The sequence below is a fragment of the Bradyrhizobium sp. KB893862 SZCCT0404 genome (assembly GCF_018130885.1).
Taxonomy (GTDB): Bacteria; Pseudomonadota; Alphaproteobacteria; order Rhizobiales; family Xanthobacteraceae; genus Bradyrhizobium; species Bradyrhizobium stylosanthis.
Genome location: NZ_JAFCLT010000007.1, coordinates 298,202 through 323,864, shown reverse-complemented (window position 1 = coordinate 323,864; position 25,663 = coordinate 298,202). Strand labels below are relative to the sequence as shown.

Genomic DNA, 25,663 nt, shown 5'->3' with positions numbered 1-25,663 from the left:
GCGGCGTTTCATTCCAAAAGGCGTAGAGGTTAGTTGGGAGCTACCCTACACCAAATTCGTGAAAATCTCAAGACCGGTAGCCCGGCAGCTCGCGATCGAGCTTGCGCAGCAAGGGCGGCCAGACGAGGTTCGTCGCGCGCAGCTCGGCGCGGTCGCGGTTGGCGAGCAGCTCGGTGTTCTTCTCGATCGCGATCTCCTCGACCGGATAGACCGGCGTTCCCAGCGCGCGGGTGCGCACCTGCATCGAGCAGGCGCGCTCGAGATGGTACATGCGCTCGAAAGCGGAGGCGACCGAGCGGCCGACCGTCAGCGTGCCGTGGTTGCGCAGGAGCATGTGGTTGTGGTCGCCGAGGTCCTTCTGCAGCCGCGGCCGCTCGTCGTGGTCGAGCGCGATGCCTTCATAGTCGTGATAGGCAAGATCGTGGGTGACGAGCTGGGCGGTCTGGTTCAGCGGCAGCAGGCCTTCGGCGCTGCTCGACACCGCGGTGCCGTCGAGGGTGTGGAGATGCAGCACGCAGATCGCGTCCTCGCGCACTTCGTGGATCGCCGAATGGATGGTGAAGCCGGCCGGGTTGATGCTGTACTCGCTCTCGGAGAGCTGGTTGCCGTGCAGGTCGACCTTGACGAGGCTGGAGGCCGTGATCTCGTCGAACATTAGTCCGTAGGGATTGATCAGGAAGTGATGGTCGGGGCCGGGCACGCGCGCGGAGATGTGGGTGTCGACCAGGTCGTCCCAGCCGTACAGCGCGACGAGACGATAACAGGCGGCCAGATTGACCCGTTGCTGCCACTCCGCCTCCGTCATGTTCGACGGCACTTCCTTCAGGCGCGCTTCTGCTGGTGACATGGTGATCTCTCCGAACCTCGTTGTTGCGGAGAGGGAGCGTAGACGTGGTTGGAGCGTGCAGCAAGGCGGGCAAAGCGCGGCAGTTCAGCGTAGCCCGCATGGAGTGCAGCGGAATGCGGGGCCGCTCCAGGAGGGGACCCGGATTTCGCTGCGCTACATCCGGGCTACGGAGCTACGACTCCAGAGGAAATTTCTTACGGCGCGGGGATCGACAACAGGCTGGAAATGCCGCGGCCGCGGATGTCGTAGACGCGGGCGAACACGACGTCGTCGCGCTTGATCTCGACCATCACGGGAGCGGTGAGGCCCTTGCAATAGAACTCGCCGAGCGTCATGGCGAAGTCGGCCGCGTTGGAATCCCAGCCGATGGTGAAGTCGGGCCCGAGCGCGACCTGGGCCGGCCGCTGCGGACCGCACACCGCGACCTTCCATTTGCGGTTGGCCGGCGGCACTTCCTGGCGCTCGACCAGCTGCTCACGCAGCTCGTCGGAAGCCTGCTTCAGCGCGAGGCCCCAATAGTCCAGCATGAAGCGGTCGTCGGCGGCGCGCACGGTGCCGGCGATGTGGTTGAAATGGGTGTATTGATAGGGATGCAGCCGGATCATCTCGGCGAGCGAGAGCGCGAGGCCGAAGCAGAAGGTCGCGAGCACCACCGGCTGCCAGGTGCGGTGGTTGGCGCGCAGGCGCTCCATGGTCCAGCCGAAGGCGACGCCGCCGAGCACCGCCATCGGCGGGATCACGAAGACGAAGTGGCGGATGCCGTTGTAGAGCGCCGGACGTTTCACCATGGCGATCGCGAGCGGCAGCGTCGCGGCCAGCGTCAGCATCAGCAGGATGGTCTTGCGGCGGGCCGGAACGTCGCCGCGCGGCAGCAGCGCGAAGGTGCTGACCACGGCGCCGCCCATCAGCACCAGCATCACCTCGGGCAGCTGCAGCGCGAACAGCGTCGGCAGATACGACCAGGGCATGTCGGGCACCGACACGATCGCGCCGTCGAACATCTCCTTCCACGGCTTCTCGAAGAAGTGCGAGAAGTAGGTCAGCGCCTCGAAGGGATTGCCGGGCTCCATGATCGACCACGGCCAGATCAGGCCCATCACGAGATAGCCGAACACGAGACCGGGCAGCAGCACGTAGACGACGTGCGCGAAGCGGCGGACCGACTCGCGCAGGCCCTCGGTGCGCAGCTCCTCCAGGAACAGCGGGATGAAGCCGATCATCGCGTAGACCAGCGAAAGGCCGCCGAGAATGCGCGTGCCGAGCGCGAGGCCGGCGCCCAGGCCGACGATCAGGATCGTGCGCGGCGAGGGCTGCGGATATTCCTCGGCGAGCCGGACGAGGCCGAGCATCAGGATGATCATCGCGACCGCGAAGGGTGCATCCTTCGGGTTCATGAACATGTGGCCGTAGAAGATCGGGCACAGCGCGAGCAGCAGGAGCGCGGCGAGGCCGGCAAGGGGCCCGCCGATGCGGCGGCCGAGCCGCCACGTCACCGCAAGCCCGATCACGCCGACGATGGCGCCGACCAGGCGGCGCGTCTCGAACAGCTCGAGCGGAATGACCTTGTGCAGCAACGCGGCGACCATGTCGAAGCCGCCGCCATACATATAGAGATTGGCGAAGGAGAGCGCCGCGGTGTCCTTGAAACCGGAACCGAACATGCGCAGCAGCAGGTCGGCATATTCAGCGTGGGTGTAATCGTCCCAGCCAAGTCCGTAGTCGCGGAAGGTCAAGCCCGCAATGACGGCGACCGCGGCCAGCACCAGCATGGCGAGATCGTCGCAAGTCCGTTCAACCGAGCGCCGCAGAGGCGTGTCGATCGCCGAAGTCGTGATGGATGTCATGGCTATTGGTGACCCGGAATCCCCTCTTGGCCCAGCTGGTGCGCGCGGGCCATTTCCCCGGACTCCGTATAGCGCAGTTCCATTACCAAGTAATTGGGCATTATGGCTAAATTCCTGATGCGACGCAGCAATTCCTTGCAACCGGGAGCAGACTAGCAGTAGCGATTCGTAGCTGAAGGGAATGTGAATAAGTCCCTGATTTCCTTCTCTTTAGGAACGCTGCCAACAATTCGCCGTTGGCGAGGAACACAGTATGACGGTATCGTGGCGTAGAGTTAGAGGATGTCGCGTGTGGATGCGCGGCCTGGGGTGGGTTCGATGACCTTGGCATTGTTGATCGCGGGCATCGTCGCCGTCGTGGCGGGCCTCCTTGCGGTCGCGTTTGGCTTTTCCGTCAGGGAATTCAGTCTCGGCAGCACCCTCATAATCTCCGGCACCATTGGCGTCTGCTCCGGAATGTTACTGGCCGGCCTCTACGTCGTGATCGCGGAGCTGAAGGGCATCGCGCGCCGTCTGGCCGGCTCCGTCGCGCCGTCCGAGGTTCGGGTCAGGCCCGTGCTGCCGGGCCTCGCGGTGCCGGGCGCAGTCGCGCCCGAGCCGGCGCCCCCCGCCATGCGGGCCGAGCCGGCCGCTCCGCCGTCGCCGGCTGCGACGCCGCCATGGCAAGGCGAGATCCCCATGCGCGACCGGCCGCGTGCCGAGCCGCCAGCGGAACCTCAACCTCCGGCGCCGCCCGCAGCTCCGGAAGCGCCGCGCCGGCGCAACCTGATGTTCGCCTCGACCTCGCGCAAGGAGCGCGAGCGTGCGGAGGCCAAGGCCTCCGAGGGCCCGCCGTCGCCGGCAGAGCCCGCCGCACCTGCCGCGGCGGACGCGCCGCCCGCGAGCTTCGACGACGCCTGGCCGAAGCCGGACCGGATGCGCCCGCCGGAACCGCCGGCTGCCGCACGCCGTCCGCCGCCTCCGCCGCGCTCACCCTCGACCTTCACCGAGGCTGCCCCGCCGTCACCACCGCCTGCACCCGAGCCGGAGCCGGCGCCCGAGCAGCCGTCCGTGACGGTGCTCAAGTCCGGCATCGTCGACGGCATGGCCTATTCGCTCTATTCCGACGGTTCGATCGAAGCCCAGATGCCGGAAGGCATGATGCGCTTTGCCTCGATCGACGAGTTGCGCGCGCATCTCGACCAGCGGTCATGACAACTGCCGCGGCCAAGTAAAGCGCGGCCGTTCTTGTTGTTTGGTCAGTCCTCGGCCCATATTCGCCAGTCGTCGTATTTTCGCCGAACGTATTGTTGACACGGAATACTTTGGCGTCGTCAATCCCAGGCGGCGCAAGGTCCAGGGAAGGGGCGGCCCATGTCGGATGCCGGGGCTAAGAATTTCATCGAGCTGACGGCGAGCATCGTGTCGGCCTATCTCGGCAACAACCCGACGCCGGCCGCTGAGATTCCGAACCTGATCAGCCAGGTTCACGGCGCGCTGGTGCGTGTCTCCACGGGCCGCACCGAGGCGGCGCCGCTCGAACCGGCAAAGCCTGCGGTGTCGCTGAAGAAGTCGATCGCGCCCGACTATCTGGTCTGTCTCGAAGACGGCAAGCGCTTCAAGTCGCTGAAGCGCCATCTGCGCACCCAGTACAACATGACGCCGGAGCAGTATCGCGAGAAATGGGGCCTGCCGGCCGACTATCCCATGGTCGCGCCCAACTACGCGGTGGCCCGCTCGCAACTCGCCAAGCAGATGGGGCTAGGGCAGCAGCAGCGGAAGAAGGGGAAGTAGCCCAGCTCGAGATCTCGTAGGGTGGGCAAAGGCGCGCAGCGCCATGCCCACGAATTCTTGTTGAGTGGCGAGAGTCTAGGACGCTTCCGCCAGCGCCTCTTTCGCATCGGTCTTGATGCGCTCGACCATCGAGCGCAGCCCGTTCGAGCGCTGCGGCGTCAGATGATCGCGGAAGCCGAACTCGTTGAACACGGCGATCGCGTCGGTATCGAGGATCTGCTGCGGCGAGCGGCCCGAATAGAGCGCGAGCACGATCGCGACCAGCCCACGCACGATATGGGCGTCGCTGTCGCCGCGATATCTGAGGATCGGCGCACCGCCGTCGCGGTCGACCAACTTCTGCAGCCAGACCTGGCTGACGCAGCCGTTGACCTTGTTCTCGGCAGAGTGCTCCGCTTCCGGCATCGGTTCCAGGGTGCGGCCGAGCTCGATGACGTACCGGTAGCGGTCGTCCCACTCGTCCAGAAGCTCGAAATTGTCCCTGATGTCGTCGATCGTCGTCATGTTGGCCTAGGGTTCCCCGTTCAGGCCAATATAGGGATGCGAAGTCCCGAAATCGATAGGATTTGGAGCCTAATTCGCAGGCTGCGGGCCGCGCCATTCCAGCGCGAGGTCGTCCTGGCTCAGGGTATCGCGCGGCGCCTCGCCAGCGGCAGCGTCGCCTTCGCCGGCCATCGCGATCGAGCCGGTGTGGTCGGGCGCTTTCTTCGTGTCGGTCTTGCCGCCGTCGTTCTTCTCGTTGGTGATCTGCTCTTTCTTGTCGTTGATGATCTGATAGAGCTTCTTCGCGCCGTCCTGCGCGCGCTGGCCGATGATGGTCGCGGCCTGGCCGCCGACTTCGCAGGCCGCCGGCTGGCGCTTGCAGAACTGGGTCATGTCGGAGACGGCCGCGGTCGCAGCCTGCACCGCGTCGGCAGCGCCGATCTGCGGCAGCTTGTCCGATTCGGGCGTCTTGTCCCGCGGCAGGAGCACCAGCACCAGCCCGAGCCAGAATGTGATGCGGAGCAGAAAGCGCATCCTTGTCGACCTGTATGTTAGATCCCGCCGCGGCGATCTCCGCGAGGAGTTCGGACCTAGCAACTCTCGATAAATCGCAAGTGATTGCCTTGAGCTTAATTCGCGGAAAATTTACGCAAAAATCTTTGCAAAACGCGGTCTCGTAAATTTTCCATTGATGCGAGGGGCCCGTGGCCTTCCGGCGCCCGTGCATCCACCAATTCGAAACCATGCGGTGGACGGTGAAACCCTGTGTTCACCATCCTCGCCGAAGACGTCGTCAAATCGTCTAAAAAGCGTCGCGACGACATGGTGTCCGGCTGCATGCCGCGCCGCCTTAGCACTCGTTTAAGGTCGCTCTGACACGGTGGCTCAACGACAAGGAGGCGTTCCCGGCGCGTCTTCTCAAGACGATTGAGCCGAAGCGCGAGACCCGTGACAGTTTTGAGTATCATCCGCGATTGTCTCGATGCGCTGCTGCATCCCTCCGCGCGTTACGATGCGCTGACGCGAGCGCGCCATCGTGCCTTCATGGCGCCGCGGCTGCTCGGCAGCTTGGCAGCGTTCGCCGCATTTCCCGTCTATCTTGCCATGCGTGGCGCGCCGAGCGCGGTCGAGGTCGCCGCCTTTGCCTGGCTGATCGCGCCGATCATGCTGTCCTGGTTCCTGTCGCGCACCGGCCGCTATGAAGGCGCCCATGTGCTGTCGTCGCTGGCGCTCGCCGGCCTGATCATGGCGGTCGCAATCACCACCGGCGGCATCGCTTCGTTCGCCGCGGTCTGGCTGGTCGTGGTGCCGCTTGAAGCCGCGCTGTCGGCCTCGCGCCGCGTCGCGGCCTTCGCCTCGCTGCTCGCGCTCTCCTGCGCCGGCATGCTGATCCTGGTTAGCCAGCTCGGCTGGCTGCCGGTGGAGGAGCCCGGCACTGCCGAGCGCGGCGTGCTGATGGCCTTCGGCGTCGCCTCGGCCACTCTTTATGCCGCGGGCCTTGCCTTCGGCGCGGAATCGCTCGCGCGCACCAGCGTTGCGCTGCTGTCGCGCGAGGAGGAGCGCTATCGCCTGCTCGCGCGCAACATGAGCGACGTCATCTCCCGGCATCAGCGCAACGGCGCGGTGCAGTTCATCTCGCCGGCCGTCGAGGCCATGCTCGGCATGTCGGTGACGCAGTTGCACGGCCACGGCCTGTTCGACCGCGTCCATGTCGCCGATCGTCCCGCCTATCTCACGGCGCTGTCCGATGCCGCGCGCGGCGACGTGCGCAGCGTCGAGTTCCGGTTGCGGCGCGAGCCTGCGGGCTCGGAGCGCGGCCAGATCGACTTCATCTGGGTGGAGATGCGCTGCCGGCCGCTCGACCAGGATCTCGGCCGCGATCCCTCCCGCGAGGCGGAGGTCGTCGCCGTGATGCGCGACATCACCGATCGCAAGCTGTCCGAGCAGGCGCTCGACCAGGCGCGCAGCGCGGCGGAAGCCGCGGATGCTGCCAAGACGCGCTTCCTCGCCACCATGAGCCACGAGCTGCGCACGCCGCTCAATGCCATCATCGGCTTCTCCGAGATGATCGCGCAGGAGCAGACCCTGATGCTGGGCGCCGGCCAGCGCAAGGAATATGCCCAGCTCATCAATGATTCCGGCCAACACCTGCTCTCGGTGGTCAACGGCATCCTCGACATGTCCAAGATGGAATCGGGCAATTTCGAGATCGCGTCGGAGCCGTTCGCGCCGCGCGCCTCGCTGCTGCATTGCTGCAATCTGCTGGCGCTGAAGGCGCGGGAGAACGGCGTCGATCTCGTCACCGATGCGCCGCAGGACCTGCCGGTCATGACCGGCGATCCCAGGGCGTTCAAGCAGATCGTGCTCAACCTCGTCGCCAACGCCATCAAGTTCACCGAGCGCGGCGGTCAGGTCTCCGTGACGGCCTCTGTGTCGGCCTCGCAGCTCACGCTGCGCATCAGCGACACCGGCGTCGGCATCGCACCCGACGACCTCAAGCGCATCGGCGCGCCGTTCTTCCAGGCCGGCAAGACCTACCAGCGCCGTCACGAAGGCACCGGCCTCGGGCTCTCCATCGTCAAGAGTCTCGTGGCGTTGCATCTCGGCGAAATGACAGTACAAAGCAGGCTGGGGGAGGGCACCGCCGTCACCGTCAAGCTGCCGCTCGTCTACACGCCGCCGCAAGCCAAACCCTTCGATGGCAAGCCGGCTGAGAGCAAGGTCGCGACATTGACGCCGGTGCCGCGCCAGGACATCCAGGATCAACTTCACGACCAACCCGCTCCGGTGAAGAAAAGTGCCTAAGAAGTCTGCCAACGACGAAGCTGCTCCGCGCCGCCGTGGTGCCAAGGGTGGCGCCAAGGCTGCGGTCATCGACGTCGAGACCGAGCGCAACCTCGTGATGCGCGTGCTGCTGCACAGCCCCAAGGACACGCTGGCCGGCCTCGTTGCCGTCGCCGCCATCGGCGCGATCGTCGCCAATGCGCTGTTCCTGCAGACCGGTCGCCATCCGGCGCCGATGTTCGGCACCGTGATCAATCTTCCGGCGCCCTCGTCGGTGCCGCTGTCCAATCCCATGCCGCGTCCGCGCCCCGTCGGCGCCGATACTTCGCCGCTTGAGCCGAAGGCGACCGAGTTTCGCGTCGAGCCCAAGCCTGCCGAGCGCGCCGCCGAGAAGCCCGCGGAGAAGCCGGTCGAGGCGACCGCATCGACGCCGCGTGCCGGCAACGATCCCATGACCAATCTGGTCAAGGCGACGACCTCGACGCCGCCGTCCGCGATCCGTCCGCCGGCGCCTATCCCGCAGCAAAGCCCGGCCGCGCGGCGCATCGCCGGCGTGCAGCGCGCGCTGTCCGAATACGGCTATGGCAATCTGAAGATCACGGGCACGATGGGCGGGGATACCCAATCCGCGATCCAGAAATTCGAGCGCGAGCACAAGATGCCCGTCACCGGCCAGGTCTCCGACCGTCTGCTGCGCGAGCTCGCCGCCGCAATCGGCCATCCCGTCGAATAATCGACACGGCTGCGCGCAAGGCTGGTGCTGATCGCGGCACTGGCCTATCGTCCGATTCATGCGTTTGAAATCAAATATCTGGGTCTCCGCTTATCTGCGCCGCTGCCAGTCCGAGGGCGTGTTCGGCGCGGTGCGCCGCCGCGGCGCCGAGGAAGCGGGCGCGGTATTCGTCAAGGTGTCGCTGCTCGACGGCAATGCGATGCTTTACGTTCCGGCGCCGCAGACCGTCTATGACGACGGCCGTCCGGTCGATCGCTTCTTCGTGGCGGCCGCGCCGCAGCCGATGCCGGAGCCGGCCGTCGAGGAGCGCCTGACCAAGGAACTGCGCTTCGATCCGGATGCCTGGATCGTCGAGACCGAAGACCGTGCCGGGCGGCATTTTCTGGAATTGGCGAAGACTTAGCGGCTGCCTTCACTGTCATTACCGTGATGGAGTGCAGCGTAGCGGCATTCATCACTCTTGTGTCCCGGACGCGCTGCAACGCTCTTGGCGTTGCGGCGCAGAGCCGGGACCCAGCAGGCCACGGCACTCGCTGCTGCATGGGCCCCGGCTCTGCAGCGCATCGCTAGGGAGCGCTGCGCTGCGTCCGGGGCACGAGACCGTGGCTAGCGCAGACCTGACGTCGCGCCTGTGGAGGCGCCTGCTGGCGAACTAGCGATCCGACGACCCGCCGGTACCGGTCTTCACCCCGGGCGCGGAGCCGGGCTGTACGCCAGGGCGCGTCTGGCTCGCGCCGGCACGGGCGCGCTGGCGCTCGCCGTCGTGCAGCGACGACTGGTACTTGGCCCGCGTCACCGCGAGCGTCGAGCCGCGCCAGGCGGCCAGCATCACCAGCGCCGAGCGGTCGTCGAGGCGGTCGTAGAGCCGCGACAGCCGGTACACCTCGTTCACGGACGTGCCGATCGCCGGCTTGAAGAACAAGAGGATGCGCTGGAAGTTCGGGCTTGGCATGTCGAGCGCGCGCGCGGCGACCGCGAGCGCTTCGCCGCCGGCATCGTCGACGATCTGCGCCGCGACGCGCGAGGGCAGGATCAGGCTGTCGCCGAGCTCGAGGGTGAAGCTATCGACGTCGCCGGCGATCGCCGCCATTTCCAGGATCTGGATCGCGCGCTTGGCACGCACGGTCGGAATCCGCGGCGCCGCCTTCAGCGGCGTCTGCGCCAGATTCTGCAGGATCAGCGCGCGCTCGGAGGCGGCGGCGCGGAAGAACATGTCGTGGATTTCGGCGGCGTCCTTCGGCTGCATCGCCATGTTCGCGGCCATCCGCAGCTCCGCGTCGGTCGGCGTGCGGGCCGGGGCGGGGGCGACCGGCGGCGCGGGGATCTCGCGTGCGAGCGGAACCCTGCGGCCTTCCTGGGCCGCGACCAGCCCGAGCTTCTGCAGGATCGGCACCGGTGTCTGCGGATAGATCGCGAGCTTCGCCTTGATGGCGGCGCGCGTCGCATCGTCGACCTGGTCGATCAGCCGTGTCGCAAGCTCGATGAACTGGCGCTGCTCGTCGTCGCTGTGGACGCGCGTCTGGACATAGAGGTCGGTCAGGACGCGCAGCAGCGTCGGCCGCACATCGACGCCTTCGCGACGGGAGAGGGTCATCAGCCCGTCGAATCCGGGAAACAGCGACTTGGTCATGGAGGCGTACGCAACTCGGGAAAGATACTTGGAGGCGAGCCTAGCGCAGGTTCCTTTAAAGGCTCGTTAAGGAAAACGAGGCGTGAAGCAAACCCTTCAATTCAAGGCGTTGTCGTGCCGCAACGGGACGGCGCGGCGTCGTCCGTGCGGTTACGGTCCAGGGGCCTCGTTTACACCCCGTTAACCATGAACTGATCTTAATGAGCGCCATGTTGCAGGGGTGTATTTGATCGCGCGGCAATTGAGAGAGCTGACATGGGGACCATCATCGAATTTCCGGCCGGTCGCCGGGTAGGCTCGTCGGGGGACGTGACGCCGCGCGCGGACATGGGAACGATTCTGATCCTTCCCGTGATCCGCATCGAGCGCGAAGCGGACGAAACCAGCGGCGATCGCGGGCCGGAGCAGGGCACCGCGCCGGGACGCCGCCGTCGCCGTCGCTGACGGTCAGGCCTTTGCAATGCCGGACCGCATCCGCCATATCCGGCCCGTCGTATCGGCCCTCCTGCTCGCGCTCCTTGGCGCGACGCTCGGCGCCTGCAGCGGCGGAGATTTCGGCCGCACCCGCGCCGACATGCGCAGCGACGACATGCATGCCTGGCTGGGCCGGGAGGCCACCGGCAGCCTCGGCCTGAAGGCCTCGCAATTCCAGCTCACCGACGAGGAGCGCCAGCTCCGCGACCTCGCCTATCCCATGATCGAGCCGCCGCTGTCGCGCCCGGCCTGGAAGAGCGTGTTCGGCGATTACAAGGCGCTGCCGTCTCCGTGGCGGCAGAAGATCGTGTTCGACCGCACCATGTACGGCCGCACGCTGATCGACGAGCCGCACCGTTCGCATTCCTCGCGCTATGCGCAGCTGATCGAGGACGTCCGCAACGACATCACCCGCTTCGAGCCGTTCTTCGCGTCCGCGATCCGCGTCATCGATCTGGACAGGAAGCGCGATGCCAGCATGGCGCGCGTCTCCGCGCTCTCGCCGCGAGAGAAGGACGATGCGGTCGCGCGCATGCAGGAGAATTCGCTGATCGTGCAGTGGGTGCAGCAGTGCCTGGAGCAGCGCGTCTCCTCCTATCGCTGGGCGCTGGAGCGCCTGGTGATCCAGGCCCCCGACGGCATGGCCGCCGACGCCGACCGCCTGATCGGCGAGCTTGCCGCCCAGACCGCCAATCCGCCGGTCATGAGCCAGCCGCCCTACGGCCGCGCCGTCGTCACGAAGGGCTGAGCGCGCATCGCCGCACTCAAATCCTTTGCGTCACCAGTTTGAGCGCGCCGGCAATGCCGGTGGCCACCATCAGGATCACGGCCATCCCGATCATGCCGGCGTTGAAGGAGCCCGTCGCGTCCTTCAGGAAGCCGACCATGTAGGGTCCCACGAAACCGCCGAATGCACCGACGGAGTTGATGAAGGCGATGCCACCGGCCGCCGCAGCGCCGGTCAGGAAGCCCTGCGGGATGGTGTAGAACACCGTCCGCGCCGAGATCGTGCCGATCAGCGCCAGCGTCAGGCAGGCGAGTGCCGGAACCAGCGAGGTGAAGACGACGGAGAGCGCAAGGCCGAGCGCGCCGAGGATCAGCGCGGCCATGAGATTGTAGATCTTCTGCCCTTTCCGGTCGACGACACGCGCCCACAGCAGCATGCCCAGCGTCGCGAACAGGTAGGGAATCGCAGAGAGCCAGCCGACCTCCATGTTGGTGAGGCCGTGGCCCTTCAGGATCAACGGCAGCCAGATGCCGATGCCATAGGACCCGATCGTGAAGGCGAAGGTGATCGCGGTGAGCATCAGCACCCGCGTATCCTTCATGGCGGCCCACAAATCTTTCCTGGGCTTGTCGTGCTTGTCCTCGGCCAGTGCGGAGACGAGCGCGTGCCGCTCCTCCGCCGTGAGCCATCGGGCCTGCTCGGGCGTGTCGGCGAGCACAACGAGGCATAGAAGCCCGAGCAGGCAGGCCGGAAGACCTTCGACCAGAAACATCCATTGCCAGCCGGCGAGCCCCCAGAAGCCATCCATTCCGAGCAGCGCCGCCGAGATCGGACCGCCGAGCAGCGAGGAGAGCGGCGTTGCCGCCATGAACAGGGCCAGCACGCTGGTGCGGTGCTTTGCCGGAAACCAGATCGAGATGTACCAGATCACGCCCGGGAAAAATCCGGCTTCGAACACGCCGAGCAGGAAGCGGATCAGGTAGAAGCTGTATGGGCCCGTCGCGAACGCGGTCGCCGCCGCGGCAAGGCCCCACGTGATCATGATGCGGGCGAGCCAGCGCCGCGCGCCGAACCGGTACATCATCATGTTACTGGGAACTTCCAGCAGGCAGTAGCTGAAGAACAGGATTCCGGCGCCCCAGCCGAACTGCGTGGCGCTGAGGCCGATATCCTTGTTCATTTGCAACGCAGCAAAGCCGACGCTGGTGCGATCGAGATAGTTGAAGAGATAGGCAAGGCCCAGCAGCGGGACGAGGCGCCAGGTGTTCTTGGAAATGGCGCTTGCGAGCAGCCTTGCATCCGGACTGCGTTCTGCGAACGATCCGTTCGCCGTGATCTCGGTCATCCGCCGATCCTCCCTGTGGTTTTGGCCAGTTACCCCCAGGAGGCCCGGCTGTGTTAGGTTCAGACATGCCAGACCGAACGGACGATGGTCCAATCGCTAATGTTTTGGAATCGATAACCGGGAGGAAGAAGTGGACCTTCGTGACCTCACCTATTTCGAGGTGATTGCCGATCTCGGCCATATGGGGCGGGCTGCCGACAAGCTCGGCCGCACGCAGCCCGCGCTAACCAAATGCATCCAGCGGCTCGAGGAAGCGGTGGGCGCCGACCTGTTCGAGCGGACGGGGCGGGGGATCACCCTGACGCGCGTCGGCGAGGTGCTGCTGGCACGTGCGCGGCGCATGCGCGAGGCGATGGAGGAATCGTTGCGCGAGGTCACGGACTTTGCCGCCGGCACCGCCGGTCGTGTCGGCATCGGCTGCGGCGCGACGATGGGTGAGTATTTATTGCCCCAGATCTGCCGCGCCATCATCGCGGACGCGCCGGGCCTTGCGATCGAGGTGCAGATCGGGATGAGCGGCGTGGTCCGTGCGGCGCTTCGAGAGCGCATCCTCGACCTCGCGATCGGCCCGATCCTGCCCTCCGACGAGCAGGAGTTCGCGCACGAGGCATTCGGCATGGACGACGTCGTCGTCGTCGCCGCCAAGGACCATCCGCTCTGCGGCCAGCGGCTCACCATCCAGGATCTGGTCGCTTCGAAATGGGTGCTGCCGGCCCGCACCGTCGCGATGCGTCAGTGGCTCGACAACGTCTTCGAGGCGCATGGCCTGCCGCCGCCCATGGTCCAGATCGAAACCAACTCGATCACGACATTGCCCAAGCTGATCGCCGACACCGCGCTGCTCAGCTTCACCTCGACGCGAAACCTGCATCCGCTTCGGCTGGGCAGCCAGCTCGACCGCTTGATGATCGACACCACGACGATGCGACGGCCGCTCGGCTTCGTCACCCGGCGCGATGGCTATCTCTCTCCTGCGGCGCAGCGGGTGGTCGGCCTGCTCAAGGCCAAGGGCCGTGACTTCCTCGAACAGGTGACGCTGCCGGGCATGACGGATGATGCTGCGGCCATGCCGGCCATCGTGGTCAACCGGACCGAGCGAGCCCATAAACGCGTGCGGCAGTCCCACTGAACAGGCTCGTCCGGTCGCTTTCGCTGGCACCGCGCGTCAGGCGTTTGAACGCATTCCACACCGTCCCGTAGCCGTACGAGCCCTTGTCGACCGGGAAATTGCTCTCGAACATGCAGCGCCCCGCGCCGAAAGCCTCGATGCAAGTTTCGATGTAGGGCCGCCAGGCCGCGGCGAGGATTTCCGAACTTGGCGGGACCTCGCGCGTCTCGAAACCGAAACCGTTGATGCGCATGCCGAGGCCGCCGAGCTTGACGCAGACATTCTCGCAAGCCGCGAGCTCGCGGATCGCGCGCGACCATTCTGCGAAGATCTCGTCGCGCCGGTCCTTGTAGGGTCCGATCCCCACGATCCCGCCGAGATGATCGAGCACGATCCTCGTCTGCGGAAAGGCGCGCGCGAGCTCGGTCAATTCAGGGATTTGCGGATGGAACAGCCATGCGTCGAACACGAGCCCCAACGGAGCCAGTTGCGCAAACCCGGCGCGAAACGCGCTGTCGGCGAGCAGGCCCGGCGGGCCGGCGCTCAGCGGATTCATCAGGCTTCGGTCGGTGTCCCACACGGTGATGTGCCGGATGCCGCGAAACCTCTCGGGAGCTGCGGCGATGTGGGCTTCCAGCACACCTGCCACGTCGTCTCCGAGACGCAGATCGGCATGGCCGACGATGCCGGCGCAGAGACGATGCGAACCGTATTGGCCGCTCGCGCTCATAGCTGCGACGCCGCTCGCGAACTCGGTCTCGCCGACGACGCGCATGGCAGCCGGTCCGTCTGCCCGGTACATCGCCTGGCACTGTACGAAGACGCTGGCCGTGACATTGTGACCGCATGCCGCGATGTCCGCGAGATATTCGTCGAACAGATATCTCCAGTTCGGCCGGTCCCAGAGATGATGATGGGCATCGATGATCGGTAGATCGGGTTCGAGCGCATCCTCGACGCCGCGTGCCAGCCAATCCGGCCTGACGGCGAGATAGTTGCTGCTACTCGCGGCCTTGGATGACGTCACTTGGCGAAATCCCGCGGAGCCGGCCCGGTGTAGCGATAGGGGATGCCTCGCGGCATCGGGCCCTTGATCCGGCCGCCTTGCTGCGACTGTTCCCAGGCATGTGCGAGGATGCCGACCGAGCGCGAGAGAATGAACAGGCCGCGCCCCAGTGCCGGCGCAAAACCCAACTCCGAATAGATCACGGCGGTGGCGCCATCGATGTTCATCGGGATCTTGCGGCCCTTGCGCTGCTGCATCACCTCCTCGACGCCGCGGCCGATCTCGGCGAAGCGACCGGACACGACACCATTCTTCCGGGCGGTGTCGACGAGTTCGAGCAGCCGGGGCGAGCGGGGATCGACCGGGTGGAAGCGGTGTCCGAATCCCGGCACGATTTTTCCGTGCTCGGCGATGAAGGCGTCGAGACCCTGTTCAACGGCCGATCTCAGCGCGACGCCCGCATCCTGGCGCTTCGCGATGTCTGCATACAGCTCCATGCATTGCTCGCCGGCACCGCCGTGAATGTCGTCCAGCACGTTGACGGCCGAGGCCATCGCACCGTTCAGGGGGAGCCCGCAGGTCACGGCCATCCGCCCGATCGCGATCGATGGCGCCTGCGGGCCGTGGTCCACGGCGGAAACGAGTGCGGCCTCCAGCAGCGCGCCTTGCTCAGGGCTCGGCAGATCGCCCTTCAGCATCAGCCATATCATCTGCGGAAACGAGACCCGGCCGATCAACTGCTCGATCGGAAAGCCGCGGAAGCGGATCACGCCCGGTTTCATGTCGATGATGTCGGTCGACCACCATTCTGTGGCCTTTTGCAGCAGGTCTGCGGCGCCTTGATCGGTCATGGCATTTGTCCTCGATTAGGTGCTTGAAGTTTCGGCGCGCGCCTTCAGGTCAGGCATCTTCACGGTCTCCCTCACCGTCGGCCGGTTATCGAAGGCGACGACGCCACGCCGGCCAAGCGCCTCGATCTCGCTCTCCGCGAAGCCGAGTTGTCTCAGCCATTTCCCGGTGTCCTGGCCGAGGGCGGGCGGCGGCGACGGTTCCGGATAATCCGTCTCGAGCCGAAAGCCCGGGCGGGTCACGCGCATGGTCTGGTCGCCCGTCACCGTCGCGTTCAGGCGTTCGACGAACTTCCGGCCGGTGATCTGCGCTTCGTTCAGCACCTGCGGGACGCTCAGTACGCAGCCGGCCGGAACGCCCCTGGCGTTGAACAGAGTCTCCCATTCGGTGGCGGATTTGGCGGCGAGAGCGGCTTCGAGCTCACGCTTGAGTGCTGCGCGATGGTCCTTGCGTGATTGCCGTTCGCGAAACCGCTCGTCGGTCTTCAGCTCCGGCCGGCCGACGATGTCGCACAGCGCCTCGTATTGCTTCTGCTCGTTGGCGGCGATGTTGAGCGGCCCGGAGCCGGTCGCGAACGTGCCTGACGGCGCCGCCGTGAAATTCTCGTTGCCGATCGGCTGCGGATCGACGTTGCCGTTGAGATGGTTGGAGACCACCCAGCCCATCGCAGCCAGGGTCGATTCCAGCAGCGAGACGTCGATCAACCGCCCGCGCCCCGTCTGCCGCTGCTCGACGAGCGCGGCCGCGATCGCAAAGGATGCGGTGAGGCCCGCGATCGTGTCGGCGATGGGAAAGCCGGTGCGCAAAGGGGCGGTCTCGGCATCGCCGGTGACGCTCATCACGCCGGACAGTCCCTGGACGATCTGGTCGTAGGCGGGCCGGCCCGCCCAGGGGCCGTCCTGTCCGAAGCCGGAGATTGCGCAGTAGACGATGCGCGGGTTGCGCTTGGCCAGCACCTCGTAGCCGAGCCCCAGCCGTTCCATCACCTTCGGGCGAAAATTCTCCAGCACCACGTCGGCGGTCTCGACGAGGCGCAAGAAGATTTCCTTGCCTTCGTCGGCCTTGAAGTCGATCGCGACGGATTGCTTGTCTGCGTTCACCGCGACGAAGGACAGCCCCATGAGCTTCTTCGCCATCGCCGGATCGGCGCCGAGCCGGCGCGCGAGATCGCCGCCCTTGGGATTCTCGACCTTGATCACCTCGGCGCCGAGACGTGCGAGCTGATAGCCGCAGAACGGACCGGCCAGCACGTTGGAAAGATCGAGGATGCGAATGCCGGCGAGGGGCAATGTCATGCGAGGTTCTCCGGATGGCGAATGGGTGGGATCAGACGAGGCCGAGCCAGTGCCACCAGGTCGCGGCGCACAGGGCATAGAGCAGGCAGGCGACGACGCAGACGATCACGCCGACCTTCGGGAAGTCCTCGACGCGCAGGCGGCCGGTGCCGTAGACGAGGATGTTCGGCAGCGTGTTGTAAAACATCAGCAGCGGGTAACCGCCGATGATCATGCCGGCCGGCAGCGCCAGCGCGACCGGATTGACGTTTGCGGTCGTGGCCATCGCCAGGATGATCGGCAACAGGGCGGTCGCCATGGCCGTCGTGCCGACGAACATCACATGCATGAACTGCACGATGAACATCACGGTGACGATCACGACCAGCGCCGACGCGCCGGCGAGGCCGAGCGCATGGAAGATCGAATTGGCCAGCCAATTGGCGGCGCCGGTCTTGAGAAGGATGTCGCCGAGCGAGACGCCGCCGCCCGCAATCAGCAACACCTGCCAGGAGACGCCCTTGTTGGCATCGCTCCAGTCCATCACGCCGAAGCGCGGCAGGAACAGCAGGCACGCGCCCATCAGGCAGACGACCGTCGTGTCGAGCCCGGTCAGGCCCTGCGTCGCCCACAGCGCGGTCACCAGAACGAACACGGCGAGAGCGCGCCATTCGGCCGACGACATCGGTCCCATCGCGGCGAGATTCTGTGCGATCCGTGCGTCGGCCTGCTCATGGCCTGCCTTGAACTCCGGCGGGAAGACGCGCTGGATCACCCACCAGGTGAACAGGGTCATCACCAGCGCCGGCGGGAAGCCGTAGAGCAGCCATTCGGCATAGGTGATCGTGTGTCCGCTCGCCTTGGCGACGAACTCGACCGTGACGGGGTTCGGCACCGTCGCCGTCAACACGCCGGCGCCGATCGTCGCATTCGTCATCGTCAGCGTGAGCAGCAAATTGATCGCGAAGGGCGAGCGCGCACCAGTGCCGAAGATGGCGAGGATGCTGAGGCATTCCGGCAGCAGGATTGCCGTCCGCGCCGTCGATGACGGAACGAGGAAGGCGAGGGCGATGTTGACCAGCGTCACGCCGAGCGTGATCCGGGTCGGCGCGCTGCCGAATCGCGCCAGGATGACGTAGGTGATGCGCTCGGCGAGCCGGGTCTTCACCATGGCCGTCGCAAGGATGAAGGCGCCGACGATGAGATAGACGGGCGAGGCGGAGAAGCCGTCGAGCGCGGTGCGAAGCGGCGCCGTGCCGGTCAGCACCGCAAGCGGCACGACAGCCAGGCTGGCGATGGCCAGCGGTATCGCCTCGGTCAAATAGAGCACGAAAATGCCGCCGAACAGTGCCAGCGCCTTGTGGCCCTGCAGGGACAGCGTCTCGGGCGTCGGTGAGAGCCAGACGGCGGCGGCAACGACGATGGCGAGGGGAACGCCGATCGCCCTCAGCGTGGCCTCCAGCGATCGCGGCGCATGCGCGCCGGCCTCCGCGTGAGCGTGAGATGACACGAGTTTTCTCCCTGTCGAAGCATGCGGCGATGGATCGATGCCATCACGGTTTTGAAAGCCGTGCTTCGCGGTGGGAGTAGCGTGCCCGCCGAGCTTGCGTCCAATTGCAAGTTTTCAGGAGACCATAACCGGCGGGAATGTGTGGTCGGTCAGTGCCGGCGGACGGGAGCCTTCCGGGCCGGCTTGCGCCGTTGCGCCTGCAGCTTGCCGACAAGATCCTTCAGCGCATCGGCCAGCGGCGCTGATGCGCGATAGGCCAGCCCGACCTCGCGCCTGACCTTCACGTCGATCTCGCGCACCGCGACATCAGGATTGCCCTTCGCGACGCCCTCCGGAACGATGGCGATGCCGACGCCGGCGGCGACCAGCGCCATCGCCCAGTCCTCCGACTGCGCGATCGCCGCCGTCTGGCGCCGCTGTGCATTGCGGCCGAAGAATGCGCTCTGCTCGCAATGGCAGCGGTCGATCAGCGGGACCTCGGCGAGATCGGCGGCACGGAGCTTGTCCTTCAGCGTCAGCGGATGCGAGGGCGGCAGGGCCGCCACATAGCGCTCGCTCCACAGCGGCACGAAATGCTCGTCAGTGCGCAGCATGGTCTTCGCGATGATCCGCGCATCGGCGCGCTCGTCGCTGCCGACGAGGCGGAGCGCGATGTCGCTACGCGCCGTCAGCGGCTTCAGCAACGCGATCGTCCGGGGCACGTCGAGCGTGCGCATCAGGCCCAGCGTCACATCGGTCCTGCTCGCCGGCTTCCGGAACAGGCTGCGCGCGGCATCGGCCTCGTCGATGATGCGGCGGGCGAGGGCGTGAAACTGCTCGGCCGAGGCGGTGGGTGCGACGCCTTTCTTGTGCCGGATGAACAGCGTGGTGCCGAGCTCGGCCTCCAGGCTGGTGATCGCGGTCGAGATCGACGGCTGCGACACGAAGCAGGCCCGCGCCGCGGCGGTTAGATTGCGCTCGCGGTAGACGGCGGCGAAGTAGCGAAGCTCGCGGATGTCCATAGGTCTAGCCTAGAGATAATATCAATATCGGATATTTTACCTATGGATAGCAGGATGACAAGATTGCCCCTGTCGCAACCAGCAGGGACGCACGATGAAGATCCATCATCTCAACACCGGCACGATGTGCCCGATCGGCCGCCGTCTGGTGAACGGCACCGGCAGCCTGTTCCAGCGCGCCCGGCTGGTCTGCCATTGCCTGCTGGTCGAGACGAACGATGGGCTCGCTTTGGTCGACACCGGCATCGGCCTTGGCGATATCGCGGAGCGAGACCGGCTGGGCCGGCGATGGTTGCGGCAGACCGCGCCAAAGCTCGATCCGGCGGAGACGGCCGTGCAGCAGGTCAAGGCGCTCGGCTATTCGCCTGCCGACGTGCGCCACGTGCTGCTGACCCATCTCGACCGCGATCACGCCGGCGGCGTGCCCGACTTTCCCCATGCCGCGATCCACGTCCACCGCGCCGAACACGACATGGCGGTGCTGCGCAAGCCTGCGCCGCCCGAAGGGCGCTACGTCACGGGACAATGGAGCCATGGGCCACGCTGGGCCTTCTATGGCGAGCACGGCGAGGACTGGTTCGGCTTCAGGGGCGTGCGCGCGCTCGGCGACAAGGAGGCGGACGTGCTGATGATCCCGCTCGCCGGCCACACGCTCGGCCATTGCGGCATCGCGGTGCGCTCAGGCGACACATGGCTGCTGCATGCCGGCGACAGCTATTTCCACCACGCCCAGCTCGACGCCGCGCCGCGCGTCCCCTTGATGCTCGGCCTGTTCCAGCGCAAGGGCGACATGGACCGCAAGATGCGGATCGCCAACCAGGCGCGGCTGCGCGCGCTGAAACGGGACCATGGCGACCGCGTCAGGATCGTCAACAGCCACGATCCCGCCGATTACGAACGCTGCCGGTGCGGCGCGCATTGAGCGCGCGCCCGGGCGTCAGCGCTGCCCGTCGTGCACCGAGATCTCCGACGCCTTGAGGCCGCCGATGCGCGCGTGGGGGCGGCCGCCGGTTGCCATCACGAGGCCGAAGGCGATCTCGTCACGGCGCGGCGCGTCCCACAGCGTCATCTCGGCCGTGCCGAAATGGCTGCGGACATAGGCGGCGTGGATATGGCCGAGCGGCACCATCAAACGCGTGCCGGGCCCGCCGATGGTCTTCGCTGCAGGGACAATCGCCTTGGGCTGCCCCAGCACCTCGCGCATGCCGTGGCCGCCGGCCTCGTGCCAGACGGCGCCATGCTCGAGCTCGCCGTCCTCGCCGACGATGATGCCCTTGCCGTAGGCTTCGATGCGCTCGGCGCCGCCGAGCTGCGCGATCAGGCGCGTCGCCAGCTCGCGCCCGAGCTCGCGCAGGGACGCCTGGAACGGCATCAGGTCGGGCTCGAAGCGGCCGGCGAAGGGATTGCGGATCACGGCGACCGCCGTGCCGACCAGCAGCGGCTTCTCCAACCGTGGGCCGCGCTCGTGCCAGACGGTCTCGACGTTGAGCGCGGTCTTGCGAATGTCGTGGGACATGCCGCGTCTTACGCCTCGTCCACGACGGGATTGCTGAGCACGCCGATGTTCTCGATCTCGACCTCGACCACATCGCCGGGCTTGAGGAACACCGGCGGCTTGCGGGTGAAGCCGACGCCGGCCGGCGTGCCGGTGGCGATGACGTCGCCGGGGACGAGGTCGAAGATGGTGGAGCAATATTCGATCAGGCGCGGGATCGAGAAGATCAGCATCGAGGTGTCGGAGGACTGTACGGTCGCGCCGTTGACGCGCGTCTCGAGCTTCAGCTTGGTGGGATCGCCGATCTCGTCGGGCGTGACCAGCCACGGTCCGAACGGACCGGTGCCGACGAAGTTCTTGCCGGAAGCGATCTGCTGCGCATGGCGCTGCCAGTCGCGCACGCTGACGTCGTTGTAGATCGAATAGCCCGCGACGTGAGTCCAGGCATCCGCCTGGCTGATGTGGCGGCCGCCCTTGCCGATCACGACGGCGAGCTCGCCCTCCCAGTCGAAATTGTCCGAGACCTTCGGCCGGATCACCGGCGCGTTGTGCGCGACCTGGGAGCGCCAGACCCGCAGGAAGATCGGCGGAAACTCCGTGATCTCGCGCTTCATGCCGAACGCCACCGCCTCGTTGTGGTGGTCGAGATAGTTGCGCACGGCGCAGACGATCTTTTCGGGGCGCGGGATCACCGGCAGGTATTTGACGTCGCCGAGCGCTAGCGTCGGCTTGTGCGCGGCGACGATGGCCTCGCGCCCTGCGTAGTCCGTGCTGCCGAGGAAGTCCGCCAGCGTCGGGTACTGGGGCAGGGCGCGGCCGAGATCCACCACGCTGTTTTCGACAACAGCGCCCCAGCTTTCCCGGTTTCCGTCCAAGAACGACAGCAGCTTCATGGTTTCGCCCCAAGGGTTCATATTTTCGATGCTGCCTATTATTTTCGAAAATATGCCGGCGCGCAAGCCCGCTTTGGTCGAAAATGCGACCGCGGGATTATTCGGCGTCGAGCAGATGGCCGGCGTAGGTCGCCACGTTGTCGGAGGTCGAGCGGATATGCGCCTCGATCAGTTGCACGGCGAGATCGGCATTGCGCGAAATCGCGGCCTGCATGATGCCCTGATGCTCGCCGGCCTTGTCGCGCGGCCGTGGCCGGAAATTGGCCGAGAGGTGCCGGTAGCGCTCGGCGCGATCGAACAGCTCGGCGCGAATCGCGAGCAGCGTCGCCGAGCCGCAGGCGGACACCAGCGCCTGGTGGAACTGGCGATGGGCGATCTTCCACTCGGGATCGCGCAAGGGGTGCTCGGGATCGCGCTGCTCGATCCGCTTCAGGCGGTGCAGCGTCGATATCACGGCGATTTCCCAGTCGTCGTCGCCGCGCTCGATCGAGCGGCGGATCAATTCCACCTCGATCAGCACCCGCGCATCGGTGACCTCCACCAGATCCTGGCGGCTGACCGGGGCGACGCGAAATCCGCGCTGCTCCTGGGCATCGACCAGCCCTTCGGCGGCAAGCGCCGTCAGCGCCTCGCGCAGCGTCGTGAAGCTCGCGCCGAAGCGCTCGCGCAGCACGTCGAACCGCAGCGGCTCGCCGGGGGCGAGGCCGCAGGCAATGATCTCCTCGCGCAGCCGATGGGTGATGTCGGCGGCAATGGTCTTGCCGAATTCCTTGCGGGGGCGAATGGCGCTGTCGGGCATGGCTCTGCCAATGAATCGATGCCTCAAGATGCCGCGCCAACGACCATCTTGCAATAATTTTCGTAAACGGTATGATTTTCGAAAATATGAGTTTTGGGAGGCCATGGAATCATGAGGGCAGTGCTGGTGCGTCAGCCGGGTGGGCCGGATGCACTTGAAGTGGTCGAGCTTCCGGTGCCTGCGCCGGGCGCCGGCCAGGTGCAGATCCGGGCCGAGGCCTTCGGGGTCGGGCAGCCCGACGTGCTGATCCGGCGCGGCGTCTACAAATGGATGCCGCCGCTGCCGGCCAATCCCGGCAACGACGTCGCTGGCCGCATCTCCGCGCTCGGGTCCGGCGTCGAAGGCTTTGCGATCGGCCAGAAGGTGCTGCTGAGCGCACGCGATCTGTCCCAGCGCGGCGGCTGCTACGCGGACTATGTGGTCGCGCCGGCCGACGCCGTTCACACGCTGCCCGACCATGTCGATCTGCAAGCCGCCGTGTGCCTGTCGAATTACCAGGTCGCCTACGCGCTGCTGCACGAATGCCGCCATCCGCGCGCGCCGGCGAGTGCTTTGGTGATCGGCGCCGCCGGCGGCGTCGGCACCGCGCTGGTGCAATTGGCAAAGCTCGCCGGGATGACCGTCATCGGCACGGTCTCGACCGAGGAGAAAGCCGCGTTCGCGAAGGCGAACGGCGCCGATCACACCATCTTCTACCGCAGCGAGGACGTGGTGGCGCGCACGCGCGAGCTGACGAAGGGCGAGGGCGTCGGCCTCGTGCTCGATCACGTTTGCGGGCCGGAGTTCACTGGCTATCTCGGCGCCCTCGGCAAATGGGGCACGCTGCTGTCGTACAACGCTTTCGCAGGCCTTCCGGAAGAGAATCTGATGGAGGCGATGCGTAGTCATCTCGACATCTGTCCGGCCGTGCGCTGCTTCTCCTTCCACATCTACGACCACGATCGCGACGGTCGACGCGCCCTGATGCGCAGCGTGATCGAGGCGCTGAGCCGCAATGCGATCAGGCCGGCGATCTCGGCGGTGCTGAAGCTCGACGAGGTCAGGAAGGCGCATACGCTGCTGGAGCAGGGCTCCGCGCTCGGCAAGATCATCATGACGCCGTGAGGGGATGGACCGCACGATGACATACGCACCCATTGCACGCTTCACCCGGCTGCGGCACGCGACCTTCACCTCGCCCGATCCGGAGCGGCTGCTCGACTATTACCGCGGCGTGATCGGTCTTGGCCTCGTCGCGCGCGACGGAGGCCGCCTGTTCCTCGCCAATGATTGCGAGCAGCTCTCGCTGGTGATCGAGCCCGGTGACGCCGCGCTGAGGAGCATCGCCTTCGAGATATCGCCCGACGTCCAGCTCGAGGCGCTGGGCGCCGCGCTGAAGCAGGCGGACTTGCGGCCCGAGCTCCACAGCGATTCCCTGCCTGGAATCTCGAAGCTGCTGTCCTTCAGCGACCCCGAAGGGACGCGCTTCGAGCTGATCCAGGGCTGGACGCCGACGCCCGCACAGGAGCGGATCGGCGGCCTCGCGGTCGCCAAGCTCGGCCACGTCGCGCTGCGCACGCCCGACCCCAAAGTCGCGTCGGACTTCTACGCCAACGTGATGGGCCTGCGGGTCTCAGACTGGATCGAGGACCGCTTCGTCTTCATGCGCAGCGGCTTCGAGCACCACACGCTGAATTTCGCCCGCGCGGACGTGCGCGGCCTTCATCACGTCGCCTTCGAGCTGCGCGGTCCCACCCACATGCACCAGGCCTGCGATCACCTCGCGCGGCACAAGCTGCCCGTGCTGTGGGGACCGGTTCGTCACGGCCCCGGCCACAACACCGCGATCTACCACCGCAATCCCGACGGGCATCTGGTCGAGCTGTTCTGCGACCTCGACCGCATGACCGACGAGTCGCTCGGCTATTTCGAGCCGCGCCCGTGGCATCGCGATCGTCCGCAGCGCCCGAAAGTCTGGGTCGGGCTGCCGCGCGACGTCTGGGGCATGGCGCCATCGCCGGAATGTACGGAGTTCGCGCGCTAGCGCATCTGAGTTCGAACGGAAGGCCGCCGCACACGCTTGCGGCCAAGACATAACAATCGAAGGGGGGAAGCATCCATGCTCTGGATGAAGCGGCTTGCTGCGGCCATTTTTCTGCTTGGCATTTTTCTTGGCACCGGTCTCACGGCGCACCCTGCGTCGGCGGAAACCTACCCGTCGCGCCCGATCCGCCTGCTGCACGGCTTTGCCGCGGGCGGTGCGGCCGACACGCTGTCACGCATCGTTGCCGACGGACTCTCGAAGAAGCTCGGGCAGCCGATCATCGTCGAGGCCAAGCCGGGAGCAGGCGGCAACATCGCGGCTGACGCGATCGCGAAGGCCGCGCCCGACGGCTACACGCTCGGCCTCGTCACCGGCGCGCACGCGATTTCCGCGGCGACCTACAAGAGCCTCGCCTACCAGCCGGCCGAGAGCTTCGAGATGATCTCGACGCTGGTCTATTACGCGCTCGTCATCGCGGTGCGTAACGATTACCCGGCAAAATCGCTCGGCGATCTCATCACCATCGCCAAGGAGAAGCCGGGCGCGCTCAGCTTCGGATCGGTCGGCTTCGGCTCCACGCATCATCTCGCCGGCGAGCTGCTGAACGCGACCGCCGGCGTCGAGATCGTGCACGTGCCCTATCGCGGCGATTCGCAATCCATCACCGCGCTGCTCGGCGGCGAGGTTCCGGTCATCGTCGGCACCCCCGTCCTGCTGGCACCGCAGATCCAGAGCGGCGCGATCCGCGGCCTCGCGGTGACCTCGCCGACGCGCACCGCGCTGCTGCCCGATGTCCCGACCGTGCAGGAAGCCGGCATCAAGGGCTACGACGTGCGCACCTGGGCCGGTCTGCTGGCCCCGAAGGGAACGCCGCCCGCGATCATGGCGACGCTCAACGCGGCAACGCTCGAGGTGCTCCGGGATCCCGACATCAAGCAGCGCCTGGAGACGGCTGTCGGCGGCGAGGTCCGCGGCAGCTCGCCGGCGGAGATGAAGGCCCTGATCGAGACCGAGATCACCAAATGGACCGGCGTGGTGGAGCGGGCGAAGCTTCCGAAGATCTGA

At 66.4% G+C, this 25,663-nt stretch carries 26 protein-coding genes; 12 read left to right on the top strand and 14 right to left on the bottom strand.

The window, feature by feature from the left end; all coding sequences use genetic code 11:
- Positions 1 to 67 precede the first annotated feature (67 nt).
- Both JQ617_RS27020 and JQ617_RS27015 read right to left on the bottom strand, forming a co-directional pair.
- The gene (locus JQ617_RS27020; RefSeq protein WP_145663372.1) at positions 68 to 847 is read right to left on the bottom strand and encodes a class II aldolase/adducin family protein; all 780 of its coding nucleotides are present in this window, start codon (positions 845 to 847) and stop codon (positions 68 to 70) included.
- Between the two features lie 194 nt (positions 848 to 1,041).
- Positions 1,042 to 2,691 (bottom strand): glycosyltransferase family 39 protein, encoded by a 1,650-nt coding sequence (locus JQ617_RS27015; RefSeq protein ID WP_212028964.1) that lies wholly within the window; start codon positions 2,689 to 2,691, stop codon positions 1,042 to 1,044.
- Between the two features lie 318 nt (positions 2,692 to 3,009).
- Between JQ617_RS27015 and JQ617_RS27010 the strand changes: the two genes are divergently transcribed.
- Positions 3,010 to 3,885 carry a DUF308 domain-containing protein gene (locus JQ617_RS27010; RefSeq protein WP_212028963.1) on the top strand — a complete coding sequence of 292 codons (876 nt, stop codon included), beginning with the start codon at positions 3,010 to 3,012 and terminating at the stop codon, positions 3,883 to 3,885.
- Positions 3,886 to 4,044: 159 nt separating this feature from the next.
- Complete coding sequence (locus tag JQ617_RS27005) at positions 4,045 to 4,464, top strand: Ros/MucR family transcriptional regulator (RefSeq protein WP_063690921.1); 420 nt, start codon at positions 4,045 to 4,047, stop codon at positions 4,462 to 4,464.
- A 75-nt stretch (positions 4,465 to 4,539) separates the two neighbouring features.
- On the opposite strand, the gene JQ617_RS27000 is transcribed toward JQ617_RS27005, so the two are convergent.
- The gene (locus tag JQ617_RS27000; RefSeq protein WP_212028962.1) at positions 4,540 to 4,968 is read right to left on the bottom strand and encodes a SufE family protein; all 429 of its coding nucleotides are present in this window, start codon (positions 4,966 to 4,968) and stop codon (positions 4,540 to 4,542) included.
- A gap of 69 nt (positions 4,969 to 5,037) precedes the next feature.
- Positions 5,038 to 5,481, bottom strand: a complete 444-nt coding sequence (locus JQ617_RS26995; protein WP_212028961.1) for a DUF5330 domain-containing protein — start codon at positions 5,479 to 5,481, stop codon at positions 5,038 to 5,040.
- Positions 5,482 to 5,895: 414 nt separating this feature from the next.
- Between JQ617_RS26995 and JQ617_RS26990 the strand changes: the two genes are divergently transcribed.
- The 3 genes from JQ617_RS26990 to JQ617_RS26980 are packed head-to-tail and all read left to right on the top strand — an operon-like array spanning position 5,896 to position 8,867.
- Entirely contained in the window at positions 5,896 to 7,752 is a 1,857-nt protein-coding gene (locus JQ617_RS26990; RefSeq protein WP_212028960.1) for a PAS domain-containing sensor histidine kinase, read from the top strand.
- The gene (locus JQ617_RS26985) at positions 7,745 to 8,464 is read left to right on the top strand and encodes a peptidoglycan-binding domain-containing protein (RefSeq protein WP_212028959.1); all 720 of its coding nucleotides are present in this window, start codon (positions 7,745 to 7,747) and stop codon (positions 8,462 to 8,464) included. Before JQ617_RS26990 ends, JQ617_RS26985 begins: the two co-directional genes overlap by 8 nt.
- Before the next feature lie 58 nt (positions 8,465 to 8,522).
- A complete protein-coding gene (locus JQ617_RS26980) occupies positions 8,523 to 8,867 on the top strand; it encodes a DUF1491 family protein (protein WP_212028958.1) in 345 nt (114 codons plus the stop codon).
- Positions 8,868 to 9,116: 249 nt separating this feature from the next.
- Here JQ617_RS26980 and JQ617_RS26975 read toward each other — a convergent pair whose 3' ends face one another.
- Positions 9,117 to 10,094: a DUF2336 domain-containing protein gene (locus JQ617_RS26975; protein ID WP_212028957.1), complete on the bottom strand. Its 978-nt coding sequence runs from the start codon at positions 10,092 to 10,094 to the stop codon at positions 9,117 to 9,119.
- A 255-nt stretch (positions 10,095 to 10,349) separates the two neighbouring features.
- Between JQ617_RS26975 and JQ617_RS26970 the strand changes: the two genes are divergently transcribed.
- Complete coding sequence (locus JQ617_RS26970) at positions 10,350 to 10,538, top strand: hypothetical protein (protein WP_063690905.1); 189 nt, start codon at positions 10,350 to 10,352, stop codon at positions 10,536 to 10,538.
- 16 nt (positions 10,539 to 10,554) lie between these two features.
- On the top strand, positions 10,555 to 11,316 hold the full coding sequence (locus JQ617_RS26965; RefSeq protein WP_212028956.1) for a hypothetical protein: 762 nt from the start codon (positions 10,555 to 10,557) through the stop codon (positions 11,314 to 11,316).
- 16 nt (positions 11,317 to 11,332) lie between these two features.
- Here JQ617_RS26965 and JQ617_RS26960 read toward each other — a convergent pair whose 3' ends face one another.
- Positions 11,333 to 12,640: an MFS transporter gene (locus tag JQ617_RS26960; RefSeq protein WP_212028955.1), complete on the bottom strand. Its 1,308-nt coding sequence runs from the start codon at positions 12,638 to 12,640 to the stop codon at positions 11,333 to 11,335.
- Positions 12,641 to 12,770: 130 nt separating this feature from the next.
- On the opposite strand from JQ617_RS26960, the gene JQ617_RS26955 reads away from it, so the two are divergent.
- A complete protein-coding gene (locus JQ617_RS26955; RefSeq protein WP_082885082.1) occupies positions 12,771 to 13,769 on the top strand; it encodes a LysR family transcriptional regulator in 999 nt (332 codons plus the stop codon).
- Here JQ617_RS26955 and JQ617_RS26950 read toward each other — a convergent pair.
- The 5 genes from JQ617_RS26950 to JQ617_RS26930 form a co-directional block, all read right to left on the bottom strand.
- Positions 13,723 to 14,775 (bottom strand): amidohydrolase family protein, encoded by a 1,053-nt coding sequence (locus JQ617_RS26950; RefSeq protein ID WP_212028954.1) that lies wholly within the window; start codon positions 14,773 to 14,775, stop codon positions 13,723 to 13,725. The genes JQ617_RS26955 and JQ617_RS26950 overlap by 47 nt on opposite strands.
- Positions 14,772 to 15,605 (bottom strand): citryl-CoA lyase, encoded by an 834-nt coding sequence (locus JQ617_RS26945; RefSeq protein ID WP_212028953.1) that lies wholly within the window; start codon positions 15,603 to 15,605, stop codon positions 14,772 to 14,774. Before JQ617_RS26945 ends, JQ617_RS26950 begins: the two co-directional genes overlap by 4 nt.
- A gap of 15 nt (positions 15,606 to 15,620) precedes the next feature.
- The gene (locus tag JQ617_RS26940) at positions 15,621 to 16,898 is read right to left on the bottom strand and encodes a CaiB/BaiF CoA transferase family protein (protein WP_212028952.1); all 1,278 of its coding nucleotides are present in this window, start codon (positions 16,896 to 16,898) and stop codon (positions 15,621 to 15,623) included.
- 31 nt (positions 16,899 to 16,929) lie between these two features.
- A complete protein-coding gene (locus JQ617_RS26935; RefSeq protein ID WP_212028951.1) occupies positions 16,930 to 18,387 on the bottom strand; it encodes an SLC13 family permease in 1,458 nt (485 codons plus the stop codon).
- A 149-nt stretch (positions 18,388 to 18,536) separates the two neighbouring features.
- On the bottom strand, positions 18,537 to 19,388 hold the full coding sequence (locus JQ617_RS26930; RefSeq protein WP_212028950.1) for a LysR family transcriptional regulator: 852 nt from the start codon (positions 19,386 to 19,388) through the stop codon (positions 18,537 to 18,539).
- A 94-nt stretch (positions 19,389 to 19,482) separates the two neighbouring features.
- Here JQ617_RS26930 and JQ617_RS26925 point away from each other — a divergent pair, with 94 nt between their 5' ends.
- On the top strand, positions 19,483 to 20,310 hold the full coding sequence (locus JQ617_RS26925; RefSeq protein WP_212028949.1) for an MBL fold metallo-hydrolase: 828 nt from the start codon (positions 19,483 to 19,485) through the stop codon (positions 20,308 to 20,310).
- A 15-nt stretch (positions 20,311 to 20,325) separates the two neighbouring features.
- Here JQ617_RS26925 and JQ617_RS26920 read toward each other — a convergent pair whose 3' ends face one another.
- The 3 genes from JQ617_RS26920 to JQ617_RS26910 form a co-directional block, all read right to left on the bottom strand.
- The gene (locus tag JQ617_RS26920) at positions 20,326 to 20,904 is read right to left on the bottom strand and encodes an amino acid synthesis family protein (RefSeq protein WP_212028948.1); all 579 of its coding nucleotides are present in this window, start codon (positions 20,902 to 20,904) and stop codon (positions 20,326 to 20,328) included.
- 8 nt (positions 20,905 to 20,912) lie between these two features.
- Positions 20,913 to 21,776 (bottom strand): fumarylacetoacetate hydrolase family protein, encoded by an 864-nt coding sequence (locus JQ617_RS26915; protein ID WP_212028947.1) that lies wholly within the window; start codon positions 21,774 to 21,776, stop codon positions 20,913 to 20,915.
- Positions 21,777 to 21,873: 97 nt separating this feature from the next.
- Complete coding sequence (locus JQ617_RS26910; RefSeq protein ID WP_212028946.1) at positions 21,874 to 22,575, bottom strand: FCD domain-containing protein; 702 nt, start codon at positions 22,573 to 22,575, stop codon at positions 21,874 to 21,876.
- A 111-nt stretch (positions 22,576 to 22,686) separates the two neighbouring features.
- On the opposite strand from JQ617_RS26910, the gene JQ617_RS26905 reads away from it, so the two are divergent.
- The 3 genes from JQ617_RS26905 to JQ617_RS26895 all read left to right on the top strand — a co-directional run bounded on the left by JQ617_RS26905 (position 22,687) and on the right by JQ617_RS26895 (position 25,663).
- Positions 22,687 to 23,679, top strand: coding sequence for a zinc-dependent alcohol dehydrogenase family protein (locus tag JQ617_RS26905; protein ID WP_212028945.1), 993 nt, complete (start codon positions 22,687 to 22,689; stop codon positions 23,677 to 23,679).
- Positions 23,680 to 23,695: 16 nt separating this feature from the next.
- A complete protein-coding gene (locus JQ617_RS26900; RefSeq protein WP_212028944.1) occupies positions 23,696 to 24,598 on the top strand; it encodes a VOC family protein in 903 nt (300 codons plus the stop codon).
- A gap of 75 nt (positions 24,599 to 24,673) precedes the next feature.
- Positions 24,674 to 25,663, top strand: coding sequence for a tripartite tricarboxylate transporter substrate binding protein (locus tag JQ617_RS26895; RefSeq protein ID WP_212028943.1), 990 nt, complete (start codon positions 24,674 to 24,676; stop codon positions 25,661 to 25,663).